Raw genomic sequence first — 12,863 nt, forward strand, 5'->3', positions numbered from 1 at the left:
CGTGACCATCATCGCCAGCCTCCTCGGGCAAGCTCAGTTGCCTGACTCCCCCACCCCGCGCCTGGATGCCGAACTGCTGCTGGCTGCCGCCCTCAGTAAGCCGCGCAGCTTCCTGCACACCTGGCCAGAACGCGTGGTCTCCAGCGAAGTGGCTGAACGTTTCGCCAGCTACTTGCAGCGCCGCCGCATGGGTGAGCCGGTGGCTTACATCCTCGGCCACCAAGGCTTCTGGAGCCTGGACCTGGAGGTAGCACCCGATACCTTGATCCCGCGTCCGGATACCGAACTGCTGGTGGAAACGGCGCTGGCCCTGCTGCCGGCAAGTACCTCCAAGGTGCTTGACCTGGGTACTGGCACCGGAGCTATTGCCTTGGCCCTGGCATGCGAGCGCCTGGGCTGGGAGGTAACCGGTGTCGATCGCATATCCGCAGCCGTGGCGCTGGCCGAGCGCAACCGCGCGCGGCTCAAACTGAACAATGCCCGCTTCGTCGAGAGCCATTGGTTCTCCGCACTGGGCGAGCAACGCTTCGCGCTGATCGTCAGCAATCCGCCTTACATACCCTCCCAGGACCCGCACCTGGCTAAGGGGGACGTGCGTTTCGAACCGACCAGTGCCCTGGTCGCCGGCGCCGATGGTCTGGACGACATCCGCCTGATCATCCGGGACGCACCCAAGCACCTGCTGCCTGGTGGCTGGTTGCTGCTGGAACATGGTTACGACCAGGCTCCGGCCGTGCGTGACCTGTTGGCCCGCCAGGGCTTTCAGCACGTGGAAAGCCGCCGCGACCTGGGTGACCACGAACGCATCTCCCTCGGACAATGGCCATGCTGAGCGATCAGGAACTCCTTCGCTACAGCCGGCAGATCCTCCTGCCGCAGATCGACGTCGACGGCCAACTGCGGCTGAAGCAGAGCAGTGCCCTGATCGTCGGCCTCGGAGGCCTGGGTTCTCCGGTCGCCCTCTACCTGGCCGCAGCCGGAGTAGGTGAGCTGCACCTGGCAGACTTCGACACCGTCGACCTGACCAACCTGCAGCGACAGATCGTCCACGACAGCAACAGCGTCGGGCAACGCAAGGTCGATTCGGCCCTGGCCCGCCTTGCTGCGTTGAATCCGGACGTGCACCTGGTGCCGCACTCCCGTGCGCTGGATGAGGATTCCCTGGCCGCCGCTGTCGCTGCGGTGGATCTGGTACTGGACTGCACCGACAATTTCGGTACTCGCGAAGCCGTCAACGCCGCTTGCGTGGCAGCCGGCAAACCGCTGGTGTCTGGCGCTGCAATTCGTCTCGAGGGCCAGCTTTCGGTCTTCGACCCGCGTCGCGACGACAGCCCTTGCTACCACTGCCTCTACGGTCATGGCAGTGAAGCCGAGCTGACTTGCAGCGAAGCCGGCGTGGTCGGTCCACTGGTTGGCCTGGTGGGCAGCCTGCAGGCATTGGAAGCGCTGAAGCTGCTGGCCGGATTCGGTGAGCCCATGGTCGGCCGCTTGTTGCTGGTGGATGCCCTGGGCAGTCGCTTCCGCGAACTGCGGGTCAAGCGCGACCCCGCCTGCGAAGTCTGCGGTGTCCGGCATGCCTGAGGCGGCCACGATCGGCGTCTTCGACTCGGGCGTTGGCGGCCTCTCCGTCCTGCGGGAAATCCGCACACTGTTGCCCCGCGAATCGCTGCTGTACGTGGCCGACAGTGGCCATGTCCCCTACGGTGAAAAGAGCGCCGACTTCATCCGCGTACGCAGCCATCACATCGCCGAGTTCCTGCTTGGGCAGGGCGCCAAGGCGCTGGTGCTGGCCTGCAACACCGCGACCGTGGCGGCCGTAGCCGATCTGCGCGAGCGTTACCCACAGCTGCCCATTGTCGGCATGGAGCCCGCAGTAAAGCCGGCAGCGGCGGCCACGCGCAGTGGTGTCGTGGGCGTACTGGCGACCACGGGCACGCTGAAGAGCGCCAAGTTCGCTGCGCTGCTGGATCGCTTCGCGGGGGACGTGCGGGTGATTACCCAACCCTGTCCGGGACTGGTGGAGCGCATCGAAGCCGGCGACCTCATGGGCCCGGAGACGCGTGCCCTGTTGTCTGGCTATGTCGAGCCGCTGTTGGCCGAGAGGTGCGATACGTTGATCCTCGGTTGCACCCACTACCCGTTTCTGCGTCCGTTGTTGCGCCAGATGGTGCCGGACTCCGTCAGCCTGATCGATACCGGTGCGGCAGTTGCCCGACAGCTCCAACGTCTGCTGGATGCACGTGGTCTGCTGGCGGACGGGGAGGCGAAGCAATGTCGTTTCTGGTCGAGTGGCGACCCGGCGATGATGCAGGAAATCCTGCCGGTGCTCTGGGGCGAGTCCGCCCGCGTGGACAAGTTCCCTAACTGACCGAAAAGTCCGCCAGATTTCTTTCCCCGCTTAAAAAGCTATCTATAATCGCAACTAGGTATTAACACGTTCTTTCAGCACTTCAGAAAAAGGACTGTTTTCATGAAGAAGCTTTTCTGCTGGGCCGCCGCAGCAGCCATGTCTATCGGTCACATTGCTTCCGCTCAGGCGGCGGATGTTTCTTTGGATATAGGCCAGACTGGCGAGTCCACGATGGTGTATCGCTTGGGGACCCAGTTCGATTTCTCCAGCAGCTGGTTCCAGAGCGACGTGGGTCGCCTGACCGGTTACTGGGACGCCGCCTACACCTACTGGGAAGGTGACGAGACCTCTAGCAACCACAGCCTGTCCTTCTCGCCGGTGTTCGTCTATGAATTCGTCGGTGAGACTGTGAAGCCCTACATCGAAGCCGGTATCGGCGTTGCCGTGTTCGAAAACACCGATCTGGAAGACAATGACCTGGGCTCGTCCTTCCAGTTCGAAGACCGCCTGGGCCTGGGGTTGCGCTTCGCCAACCAGGAAGTCGGCGTACGTGCCATGCACTATTCCAACGCCGGTATCAAGCAGCCGAACGATGGCGTAGAGACTTATACCCTGCACTATCGCCTGTCCTTCTGAGGCGAATCTGCAGCACAAAAAAACGGACCAAGTGTCCGTTTTTTGTTGGCTTTGCGTTGATCCGCCAAGTTGCGCGCGCGTGGTTTCACCCAACCTGCAAGCGCGGCCCCGCCGGCGTTGGGTGAGTTCCCGGAGGCCCAACAATTGCCCGCGTGGCCCGCAGGCCTGAGTCTTCGTCACACGACCCGTTCCGAAAGATTCCTGAACGCCGCCAAGGCACGTTCACGGCTTGCGGAGAGATCCACCAGCGGTGGGGGATAGCCCGGCGCGCCGAACAGGCCGCCGAGGCTTGCCGGGTTGTGGATATCCCGCTTGTCCAGGTGGGCGAGTTCAGGCAGCCATTGGCGCAGGAAGCGACCGTCCGGGTCGAACTTCTGCGACTGGCTGATGGGGTTGAAGATGCGGAAGTAGGGGGCTGCATCGGTACCGGTGGACGCGCTCCATTGCCATCCGCCGTTATTCGCCGCCAGGTCACCGTCGATCAGGTGGCGCATGAACCAGCGCTCGCCTTCGCGCCAGTCGATCATCAGGTTTTTGGTGAGGAACATGGCCACCACCATGCGCAGACGGTTGTGCATCCATCCGCTGGCGAGTAGCTGGCGCATGGCAGCGTCAACGATGGGAAAGCCAGTGCGGCCCTGTTGCCAGGCTTCCAGTTCATCTGGCGCGTGGCGCCAGACAAGGGCTTCGGTTTCCTGGCGGAAGGGGCGATGCCGGGAGATGCGTGGGTAGCCGACCAGGATGTGCTTGTAGAACTCGCGCCAGAGCAGTTCATTGATCCAGCAGACGGTGCCGGCATTGCCACTGTCGAATTCGCCCTGATTGTTGCGCAGTGCCGCGTGCAGGCATTGGCGGGGCGATAGCACACCCGCCGCGAGGTATGGCGAGAGCTGGCTGGTGCCTGGCTGGGCGGGGAAGTCGCGGCGTTTCTCGTAGCACCAGAGCTCCTCCAGTGCAAAGGCGTCCAGGCGTTCGAGGGCAGCCTCTTCGCCGGCGGGCCAGAGCTGGCGCAGGCTTTCCGGCGGCGTGGGGAAGCCGTCCACCATGGCCGGTGGCGTGTCACTGGGGATGCCCAGCTTGTCCTGCGCCCTGGGCGGTGGCAGGCAACTCGGCATGGCGATGTGCAGGCGCTGATAGCAGACCTTGCGGAATTGGCTGTAGACCTGGAAGTAGCTCCCAGATTGAGTCAACACACTGCCGGGGCGGAAGAACAGTTGGTCGAGATGGCTGCGCAGGACAATGCCGTCTGCGGCCAGCCGCTCGGCCACCTGGCGGTCGCGGTGGGTTTCGTTGATGCCGTACTCCTCGTTCACCTGGACGGAGCTGATATCGAACTCGCGGCAGAGGTCATGCACCACGGACGGGGCGTCGGCCCAGGTTTCGGCGCGGCGAATCAGCAGCGGCACGTTCACCCGGCCCAGCGCGCGGGCGAGTGTGGCGAGGTTGCGCAGCCAGAAGTCCACCTTGGCCGGTGCGTCGTCATGCGCCTGCCACTGGCCGGGGCTGACGATGTACAAGGCGAGGGTGGGGCCGGCCGCCATGGCGACGTGCAAGGCACTGTTGTCCTGCACGCGCAGGTCGGTGCGGAACCACATGAGTTGGCGCATGGCGCGTTCCTTTATCGGTTGAGTAGCAGGCCCAGGTTGGCAAGGGCTTGCAGGGCGTCCAGCGGGCCTTCGGCCAGGGTGGCGCCGGGGGCGAGTTCAGCCTGGTGGATGGCCGCGGCGGGACCGCCCAGCAGGCATGGACAGGGGTGGCCTTCGAGCAGTCGGGGCAACTGGCCGGCAGCGAGCGGCTGGCTGGAGTAGAACAGCAGGGCGCGGGGTTGGATCTGCGCCATGGCCAGTGTTAGTTCGGCGGCGGGCACCGGCCAGTCGAAGACTTCCACCGCGCAGTCGGCGCTGCTGACGAGCCAGGCCGTCAGCCAGAGGCCTGGCTCCATGGGCAGGTCGGAGGCGTTGACCAGGAGGATCGGCGCGGCGCTGTACTGGCGGTTGTTGTGGTAGAGGCGTGTGCCGAGCTTGGTGCGCAGCCAGGAGTAGAGGAACACGCGCTCCACCTGACCTCCGAACTGGGTGCGCCAGCGCTGCTCCAGGTCTTGTAGCAGGGGCTGTAGCAACTGGCGGTAGAGCGTCTGGGGCGGATACAGCGCCATGGCTGCGTTGAAGCACTCATCCAGCTGGCGCTCGGCGAGGTTGCCGATGGCCTCCAACAGGTGCCGGCGCTGCTCTTCCCAGGGTGAGTCGGAGGAGGTATCGAGAGATGCCGGTGCGTCTTGGCCCTTGAGCAACCCCTTGACCTGACCCACCGCGACGCCCCGGTCCAGCCAGGTGAGGATCAGGTGGATGCGCGCCACTTCCTCCCGGGTATACAGGCGGTGGCCCTTGCTGGTGCGAAGCGGCACGATCAATCCGTAGCGGCGTTCCCAGGCGCGTAGGGTTACCGGGTTGACGCCAGTCTGGCGCGCCACTTCACGGATCGGTAGCAGGCCGCGGGCGAGGGCAGCTTGGTAGTCGTTGCCCGTTGGGTTGTCGCGGGTGATGTCCATGGCTAGAGGGCGTTGCGCAGACTGAGTTCTTCCGGGTGCGGCTGCAGGTAGACCTGCTGGGCGATGTATCGGTCTGGGTGACCGTTGAAGTGGTGCTTGAGCAGGGTGATAGGCACAACCAGTGGGACCACGCCGCTGCGGTACTGCTCGATCAGGCGCTGGAGTTCGGCCTTTTCGGGGCGGCTGAGGTGAGGCTTCAGGTAGCCGCTGAGGTGCTGCAGCACATTGCTGTGGGTTCCGCGGGTGGCGCATTTCCTCAGGGCGACCATCAGGGCCGAGAAGTAACGCGGGCCGATCTCATCCGCGGGCTGTGCGCCGATGCCGCCGAGCAGGCGACCAAGGACCTTGTACTGCACCGGGTCGTTCGCCATGAGTTGGTACTTGTAGCGAGAGTGGAAAGCGATGATCGACTTGTGACTCAGGCCCTCGCGACGCAGCGCCTGCCATTGGGCGTACGCGTAGACACGCGTGAGGAAGTTTTCCCGCAGGACCGGGTCATTGAGGCGACCGTCTTCTTCCACTGGCAGGTCCGGACGGCGGGCACAGAAGGCGCTGGCGAAGATTCCGCGGCCGCCCCCTTCGCTCGTATGGCCGTTGGCCTGGTAGACCTTGACCCGTTCCAACCCGCAGGACGGGGATTTCTGCATGAAGATGTAGCCGCTGATGTCGTCGAGCTGCGTTGCCATGATTTCGCCGAACTCTGCCAGCGCTTCGGTGTGGTCGCGTTGAGGTTCGCGGCTGTTCACTGCGCGCGGGGCAACGGCGTCGCCCACCAGACGGATGGGTTCGCGGGGAATGCCGAGGCCAATGGCCACTTCCGGGCACAGGGGCACGAAATCGAAATGCTCTGCCAGGCTGCGGCTGCATAACCGCGATTCCTTGTGCCCGCCATTGAAGCGCACGGGGTTGCCGAGGAGGCAGGCGCTGATGCCCAGTTTGGGGCGCTGGGGAAAATCGAAGGGCATGGGGAGATTCCTGGACATGAGTTATACAAGTCCTGATTTATGTATAGCTTTTAAGGAATAATAGAAACAAAATTGTACAAGTCAAATGCCTTGTACAAGTTTTGGGGGCGGGGTCAGTGCCAGCCGATCTGCCAGCGGCGGGTGTCGGCCAGGGCGCGCCAGGGCAGGCGCTGGCTGCGGTGGCTGTGCACTGCTTCGAGTTCCACAGCACATATCACGCCGACGTCATCGACGATGAGACGGCTGACCAGAAAGTGTTTTTCGCGGTCGGACGGCTCTATGGCCGTCCATTTCGAGAGCAGCAGTTTTCGCGGGTTCAACCGCGGCGCGGTCACAGGTGTTCGAGCAGTCGACGTGCGGCTTCCTGGCCGCTGAGCCAGGCGCCTTCCACGCGGCCGGACAGGCACCAGTCACCGCAGGCGTACAGTCCCAGGTCGGCGTCGGCGAGGGCACCCCACTGGTGCGCCTGGCTTGGCCGGGCATAGAGCCAGCGATGGGCCAGGCTGAAATTCGGGGCTGGTACGGCACAGCCGATCATCTCGGCGAATGCGCCATGGAGGTGCTCGATCACCGCTTCCTTGGGCATGTCCAGGTGTTGCTTGCTCCAGGCACTGGTGGCGTGCAGGACCCAGGTGTCCAGACTGGCTTCGCGACCTGGCTTGGAGCGGTTGCGAGCGAGCCACTCTAGCGGACTGTCTTGCAGGAAACAGCCTTCTACGCGGGTGTCCAGTGGTTCGTTGAAACCCATCGCCACGGCCCAGGTCGGCTCCATGGCAACGCTTGCGGCGGCGCCGGCCAGTTTGGGGGCGGCGGCCAGCAATGCAGCAGCCTGAGGTGCTGGCGTGGCGACGATCACATGGCTGAAGGGGCCGTGGCTGAGGCCTTCGGCATCCTGCAGGCCCCAGTGGCGTTCGCCACGGAAGACCTCGGTGATGCGACAGGCGAAGTTCACCGGCAGGGCGCCGAGCAGGGCGCGGGTGATGGCGCTCATGCGTGGTGTGCCGACCCAGCGGATCTGCTCGTCGGGGGAGGGCAGCAGACGGCCTTCGCTGTAGTTGTAGAGGCTCGGTGACCACTCGGCGACCCAGCCTCGGTCGCGCCATTGCTGCACCACTTCGGCGAAGCGGCGGTCGCGGGCGGTGAAGTACTGCGCGCCAAGGTCAACCGAGCCGGAATCGCTGCGCTTGCTGGCCATGCGCCCGCCACTGCCGTGGCTCTTGTCGAAGAGTTCCACGTCCTGCCCAGCCGCATGGAGCGCCTGGGCGGCGGAGAGGCCGGATATACCGGTACCGATGATGGCGATAGGTGCACTCATGGTCTACCTCGTTACCTATGGCTACAGGCTACGCTTTAGACAAGACCTGTACAATATTCAAGCGTTGTACAGGTTGGTCGGTTCCAATCGCGGATGCCTGTATTTCTGACGGTGCGTGGCCCAATCCGGGGCACGTCGAAACGTCATAAACCAGACTAGGGCGATATCCGCACTTAGCGCCATGCGAGGAGGATGCCATGCACATATTGCTGACCGGCGGTACTGGTCTGATCGGCCGGGCGCTCTGCCAACGATGGCTGGCTGAGGGGCATCAGCTCACAGTCCTGAGCCGCCGACCGCAAGGCGTCGCCAGCCTGTGCGGCCGTGCGGTGCGTGGCATCAGTCAGTTTTCCGACTATGGCGACGAGCCTCTGGACGCCATCGTCAACCTGGCCGGCGAACCCATCGCTGATCGCCCCTGGAGCAACAAGCGCAAGGCACAGCTTTGGGGCAGCCGCATCACCCTCACCGAGCAGCTGCTTGAGTGGTTGGAAAAGCGCGCCCAGATGCCGCGGGTGCTGCTCAGCGGCTCGGCGGTAGGCTGGTACGGCGATGGTGGAGAGCGGGAGCTGACCGAGGATTCACCGCCTGTAACCGACGACTTCGCCAGCCAGCTCTGCGTGGCCTGGGAAGAGACCGCGCAACGCGCCGACGCACTTGGCATCCGTGTGGTGCTGGTGCGCACCGGTTTGGTGCTGGCGCGTGACGGTGGTTTCCTCAAGCGTCTGGTGCCGCCGTTCAAGTTGGGGCTGGGTGGTCCCTTGGGCAATGGCCGGCAATGGATGCCCTGGGTACATCTGGATGATCAAATCGCCCTGATCGATTTTCTCTTGCGGCAGGACGATGCGCGCGGTCCCTATAATGCGTGCTCGCCGCAGCCGGTACGCAACCGCGACTTCGCCCGCAGCCTCGGGCGTGCGTTGGGGCGACCGGCTTTCATGCCGGCGCCGGCGTTCGTCCTGCGTCTGCTGCTGGGCGAACTGTCCGGCTTGCTGCTGGGCGGGCAGCGCGCGGTGCCGGCCCGGTTGCGGGCGGCAGGTTTCACCTTTGCATTCACCGATCTTGACATGGCACTCGGCGACCTGCTGAAGCCTAAGGATGTTTGATGACTGATCATGCGTTGCTGCTGGTCAACCTGGGATCTCCGGCTTCCACCACGGTGGAGGACGTACGGAGCTACCTCGACCAGTTCCTCATGGACCCTTACGTGGTTGACCTGCCCTGGCCGCTGCGGCGCCTACTGGTTTCGCTGATCCTGATCAAGCGCCCGGCGCAGTCGGCCCACGCCTATTCGTCCATCTGGTGGCCGGATGGCTCGCCGCTGATTGTTCTCAGCCGTGAGCTGCAGGAGGCCATCGGCCCGCACTGGCCCCATGGTCCGGTGGAGCTCGCCATGCGCTACGGCGAACCCTCGATCGAACGCGCGCTGTGCAAATTGGCAGGGCAGGGCGTTAAACGCGTCACCCTGGCACCGCTCTATCCGCAGTTCGCCGACAGCACCACCACAACTGCCATCGAAGAGGCACGTCGGGTGATCCGCGAGCAGGGCCTGAAGCTGGAGGTGTCGGTGCTGCCTCCCTTCTTTGCCGAGCCGGACTACCTGGACGCCCTGGTGGCCAGCGCCAAGCCTTACCTGGAGCAGGAGTTCGACCACCTGCTGCTGAGCTTCCACGGGTTGCCCGAGCGGCATATCCGCAAGCTGGTGAAAGGCATCGACCCGCAGCACGACTTGCGTGCCCCGGACAGCCGTGGCGTCAGCGACCAGGTCCTGGCGGTCTGCTACCGCAGCCAGTGCCAGCGCACCGCTGAAGCCTTCGCCGAGCGCGCCGGCTTGAAGCCCGGACAGTGGTCGGTGTCCTTTCAATCCCGCCTGGGCCGGGACAAGTGGATCGAGCCCTATACCGAGGCCCGCCTCGACGAGCTGGCGAAGCAGGGCGTGAAGAAGCTGCTGGTGATGTGCCCAGCCTTCGTGGCCGACTGCATCGAAACGCTGGAGGAAATCGGCCAGCGCGGCAGCGAGCAGTTCCAGGAAGCCGGTGGTCGAGAGCTGGTGCTGGTGCCGTGCATGAATAGTCATCCGCAGTGGGTGTCGGCGCTAGCCCGGCTCTGCGAGACGGCCGTAAGGCCGCTCTGAAGTTATCAGCCGGAGTGCATGGTGCGCATTCACTCTGCCTATATCGTGTGATCTGCGGTATTCAGGCTGTCCATGGCCACCTAAGCTGGGTTCTTCTTCAACCGTCGTGCGCCGCACCGGCGGCGCCGAGGAGAGCCCAGTGCAGAACAAGAACAACGGCTACCCCTCGAGCCTGAGCGCGTGGACCACTGTCGCCATCCTGATGGTGGCGTATGTGTTGTCCTTCATCGACAGGCAAATCCTCAACCTGCTGGTGGAGCCCATCCGCCGCGACCTGGCCATCAGCGACACGCAGATGAGCTTGCTGATGGGCTTGTCCTTCGCACTTTTCTATACCGTTTGTGGCATCCCCCTTGGGCGTCTGGCCGATAGCCGCAGCCGTCGCGGGCTGATCGCGGTCGGCGTGCTGTTCTGGAGCGCCGCCACCGCAGCTTGCGGCATGGCCAAGCTCTACTGGCAGTTTCTGCTCTGCCGCATCGGCGTTGGCGTGGGCGAGGCGGCGTTATCGCCGGCGGCCTATTCGCTGATCGCTGACAGTTTTCCCAAGGAGCGTCGTGCCACCGCCATCAGCGTCTATTCCATGGGCGTCTATCTCGGCTCCGGGCTGGCCTTCCTGCTCGGTGGGCTGGTGATCAAGTTCGCTTCCGCACAGGGCGACGTGCACTTGCCGCTCGTGGGCGAGGTGCGGCCCTGGCAGTTGATTTTCCTGGCCCTCGGCGCGGCAGGCGTACTTTTCACCTTGTTAATGCTGGCCGTGCGTGAACCCCAGCGGCGCGGCGTTGGCGCCGGCGTGGTGGTGCCCCTTGCGGAAGTCGGTCGCTACCTGCGCAGCAACCGGCGCACCGTGATTTGCCACAACTTCGGCTTCGCCGGCCTGGCCTTCGCCGGTTATGGCAGCGCCGCCTGGATTCCCACCTTCTACATTCGCACCCACGGCTGGGACGCCGGCCAGGTGGGCGTGATCTACGGCAGCCTGGTGGCAGTATTCGGCTGTCTCGGCATCGTCTTCGGTGGACGGCTGGCGGACTGGATGGCCAAGCATGGTCGGGCCGACGCCAACATGCGTGTCGGCCTGTTCGCCGCCGTGGGGGCGCTGCCGCTCGTGGCGCTCTTCCCGCTGATGGACGATGCCTTCTGGGTCACGGTGCTGATGGCGCCCACGGTGTTCTGCCTGAGCATGCCCTTCGGCGTGGCGCCGGCGGCGATCCAGGAGATCATGCCCAACGCCATGCGGGGTCAGGCTTCGGCGATCTACCTTTTCGTGATCACCCTGATCGGCCTGGGGTTCGGCCCCACGGCTGTCGCCCTGGTGACCGACTACGTCTTCGCCGACGACAAGGCCCTGCGTTACTCGTTGCTGATCGTCACGACCCTTGCGGTGGCCAGTTCGGTGGTGCTGCTGGGGGCCGGCTTGAAGCCGTACCGCGAAAGCTTGAAGCGCCTGCAGCAGTGGGGCGTGGATTCGCAGGACGAGACGATGCTTCGCGAGGCACAACCTTCCACATAGGTTGTGGCTGAGTGCAACGAAGCCCAACCGGTGTGGTGGATATCGTTGGGCTTTGCGTAGCTCAGCCACAACCTGCGGGACAAGCAGGCAAAAAAAGCCCCGCATCGCGGGGCTGTTTCATGGCGCTGCCTCAGATGTGCGGCGCATCGTCCGGGCTCTGATGCTTCCAGGTCTGGTGGCCCGGAAGTATCAGGTTGAGGGCGATGGCGACGATGGCGCAGAGGGCGATGCCTTTCAGGCCGAAGTCGTCCTGGCCGGTGCCGGTGCCCACCAGCATGCCGCCGATGCCGAATACCAGGGTCACGGAGACGATCACCAGGTTGCGCGCCTCGGCCAGGTCCACCTGGTGGCGGATCATGGTGTTCAGGCCAACCGCGGCGATGGAACCGAACAGCAGGCAGAGGATGCCGCCCATGACCGGTACCGGGATGCTCTGCAGAATGGCGCCGAACTTGCCGATGAAGGCCAGGCCGACGGCGAAGACCGCTGCCCAGGTCATGATCTTCGGGTTGTAGTTCTTCGTCAGCATCACTGCGCCGGTCACTTCCGCGTAGGTGGTGTTCGGCGGGCCGCCGAACAGGCCGGCGGCCGAGGTGGCGAGGCCGTCGCCCAGCAGGGTGCGGTGCAGGCCGGGCTTCTTCAGGTAGTTGCGGCCGGTCACGCTGCCCACTGCGATCACCCCGCCGATGTGCTCGATTGCCGGGGCCAGGGCCACCGGGACGATGAACAGGATGGCTTGCAGGTTGAACTCGGGGGCGGTGAAGTTCGGCAGTTCCAGCCACGGCGCGGCAGCGATCCTGGCGGTGTCGACCACGCCGAACCAGAAGGACAGGGCGAAACCAACCAGCACACCGGAGATGATGGGCACCAGGCGGAAGATGCCCTTGCCGAAGACGGCGACGATCAGGGTGGTCAGCAGCGCCGGCATGGAAATCCACATGGCGGTGGCGTAGGGAATCAGCTCGGCGCCGTCACCGCCCTTGCCCATGGCCATGTTGGCGGCGATGGGGGCCATGGCCAGGCCGATGGAGATCACCACTGGGCCGATCACCACCGGCGGCAGGAGGCGGTCGATGAAACCGGTGCCTTTGATCTTCACGGCAAGACCAAGGAAGGTGTAGACGAAGCCCGCCGCCACCACGCCGCCCATGGTCGCGGCCAGGCCGAACTGGCCCTTGGCGAGGATGATGGGGGTGATGAAGGCGAAGCTGGAGGCCAGGAATACAGGCACCTGGCGTCCGGTGACCAACTGGAACAGCAGGGTGCCAAGGCCGGCGGTGAAGAGCGCTACGTTCGGGTCCAGTCCGGTGATCAACGGCATCAACACCAAGGCGCCGAAGGCCACGAAAAGCATCTGTGCGCCGGAGATGACCTGACGCCAGAGCGGGTCCTTGAATTCGTCACTCAT

At 64.5% G+C, this 12,863-nt stretch carries 13 protein-coding genes; 7 read left to right on the forward strand and 6 right to left on the reverse strand.

All coding sequences use genetic code 11. The features are described 5' to 3' along the window. Position 1 precedes the first annotated feature (1 nt). From prmC to AAHM40_RS14355, 4 genes are all read left to right on the forward strand, one after another. Complete coding sequence (prmC, locus tag AAHM40_RS14340) at positions 2 to 832, forward strand: peptide chain release factor N(5)-glutamine methyltransferase (protein WP_342245246.1); 831 nt, start codon at positions 2 to 4, stop codon at positions 830 to 832. Then, positions 826 to 1,581, forward strand: a complete 756-nt coding sequence (locus tag AAHM40_RS14345) for a molybdopterin-synthase adenylyltransferase MoeB (RefSeq protein WP_342245247.1) — start codon at positions 826 to 828, stop codon at positions 1,579 to 1,581. Before prmC ends, AAHM40_RS14345 begins: the two co-directional genes overlap by 7 nt. Next, on the forward strand, positions 1,574 to 2,368 hold the full coding sequence (gene murI / locus AAHM40_RS14350; protein ID WP_342245248.1) for a glutamate racemase: 795 nt from the start codon (positions 1,574 to 1,576) through the stop codon (positions 2,366 to 2,368). The genes AAHM40_RS14345 and murI overlap by 8 nt, the downstream gene beginning before the upstream one ends. Before the next feature lie 102 nt (positions 2,369 to 2,470). Next, positions 2,471 to 2,986 carry an acyloxyacyl hydrolase gene (locus AAHM40_RS14355; protein WP_342245249.1) on the forward strand — a complete coding sequence of 172 codons (516 nt, stop codon included), beginning with the start codon at positions 2,471 to 2,473 and terminating at the stop codon, positions 2,984 to 2,986. 176 nt (positions 2,987 to 3,162) lie between these two features. On the opposite strand, the gene phrB is transcribed toward AAHM40_RS14355, so the two are convergent. The 5 genes from phrB to AAHM40_RS14380 all read right to left on the reverse strand — a co-directional run bounded on the left by phrB (position 3,163) and on the right by AAHM40_RS14380 (position 7,814). Continuing rightward, positions 3,163 to 4,593 carry a deoxyribodipyrimidine photo-lyase gene (gene phrB, locus AAHM40_RS14360; RefSeq protein ID WP_342245250.1) on the reverse strand — a complete coding sequence of 477 codons (1,431 nt, stop codon included), beginning with the start codon at positions 4,591 to 4,593 and terminating at the stop codon, positions 3,163 to 3,165. A gap of 11 nt (positions 4,594 to 4,604) precedes the next feature. Then, complete coding sequence (locus AAHM40_RS14365) at positions 4,605 to 5,534, reverse strand: MerR family transcriptional regulator (RefSeq protein WP_342245251.1); 930 nt, start codon at positions 5,532 to 5,534, stop codon at positions 4,605 to 4,607. Positions 5,535 to 5,536: 2 nt separating this feature from the next. After that, positions 5,537 to 6,499, reverse strand: coding sequence for a YbgA family protein (locus AAHM40_RS14370; RefSeq protein WP_342245252.1), 963 nt, complete (start codon positions 6,497 to 6,499; stop codon positions 5,537 to 5,539). 113 nt (positions 6,500 to 6,612) lie between these two features. Beyond that, positions 6,613 to 6,819 carry a TIGR02450 family Trp-rich protein gene (locus AAHM40_RS14375; RefSeq protein ID WP_342245253.1) on the reverse strand — a complete coding sequence of 69 codons (207 nt, stop codon included), beginning with the start codon at positions 6,817 to 6,819 and terminating at the stop codon, positions 6,613 to 6,615. Between the two features lie 11 nt (positions 6,820 to 6,830). Continuing rightward, positions 6,831 to 7,814, reverse strand: coding sequence for an NAD(P)/FAD-dependent oxidoreductase (locus tag AAHM40_RS14380; protein WP_342245254.1), 984 nt, complete (start codon positions 7,812 to 7,814; stop codon positions 6,831 to 6,833). Positions 7,815 to 8,011: 197 nt separating this feature from the next. Here AAHM40_RS14380 and AAHM40_RS14385 point away from each other — a divergent pair, with 197 nt between their 5' ends. The 3 genes from AAHM40_RS14385 to AAHM40_RS14395 all read left to right on the forward strand — a co-directional run bounded on the left by AAHM40_RS14385 (position 8,012) and on the right by AAHM40_RS14395 (position 11,455). After that, positions 8,012 to 8,920, forward strand: a complete 909-nt coding sequence (locus AAHM40_RS14385) for a TIGR01777 family oxidoreductase (RefSeq protein ID WP_342245255.1) — start codon at positions 8,012 to 8,014, stop codon at positions 8,918 to 8,920. Beyond that, on the forward strand, positions 8,920 to 9,948 hold the full coding sequence (gene hemH / locus AAHM40_RS14390) for a ferrochelatase (RefSeq protein ID WP_342245256.1): 1,029 nt from the start codon (positions 8,920 to 8,922) through the stop codon (positions 9,946 to 9,948). The genes AAHM40_RS14385 and hemH overlap by 1 nt, the downstream gene beginning before the upstream one ends. Positions 9,949 to 10,087: 139 nt before the next feature. Continuing rightward, the gene (locus tag AAHM40_RS14395; RefSeq protein WP_342245257.1) at positions 10,088 to 11,455 is read left to right on the forward strand and encodes a spinster family MFS transporter; all 1,368 of its coding nucleotides are present in this window, start codon (positions 10,088 to 10,090) and stop codon (positions 11,453 to 11,455) included. 130 nt (positions 11,456 to 11,585) lie between these two features. On the opposite strand, the gene AAHM40_RS14400 is transcribed toward AAHM40_RS14395, so the two are convergent. After that, positions 11,586 to 12,863: a uracil-xanthine permease family protein gene (locus AAHM40_RS14400; RefSeq protein ID WP_342245258.1), complete on the reverse strand. Its 1,278-nt coding sequence runs from the start codon at positions 12,861 to 12,863 to the stop codon at positions 11,586 to 11,588.

The organism is Pseudomonas sp. OTU5201 (assembly GCF_038440135.1).
Lineage (GTDB): Bacteria > Pseudomonadota > Gammaproteobacteria > Pseudomonadales > Pseudomonadaceae > Metapseudomonas > Metapseudomonas resinovorans.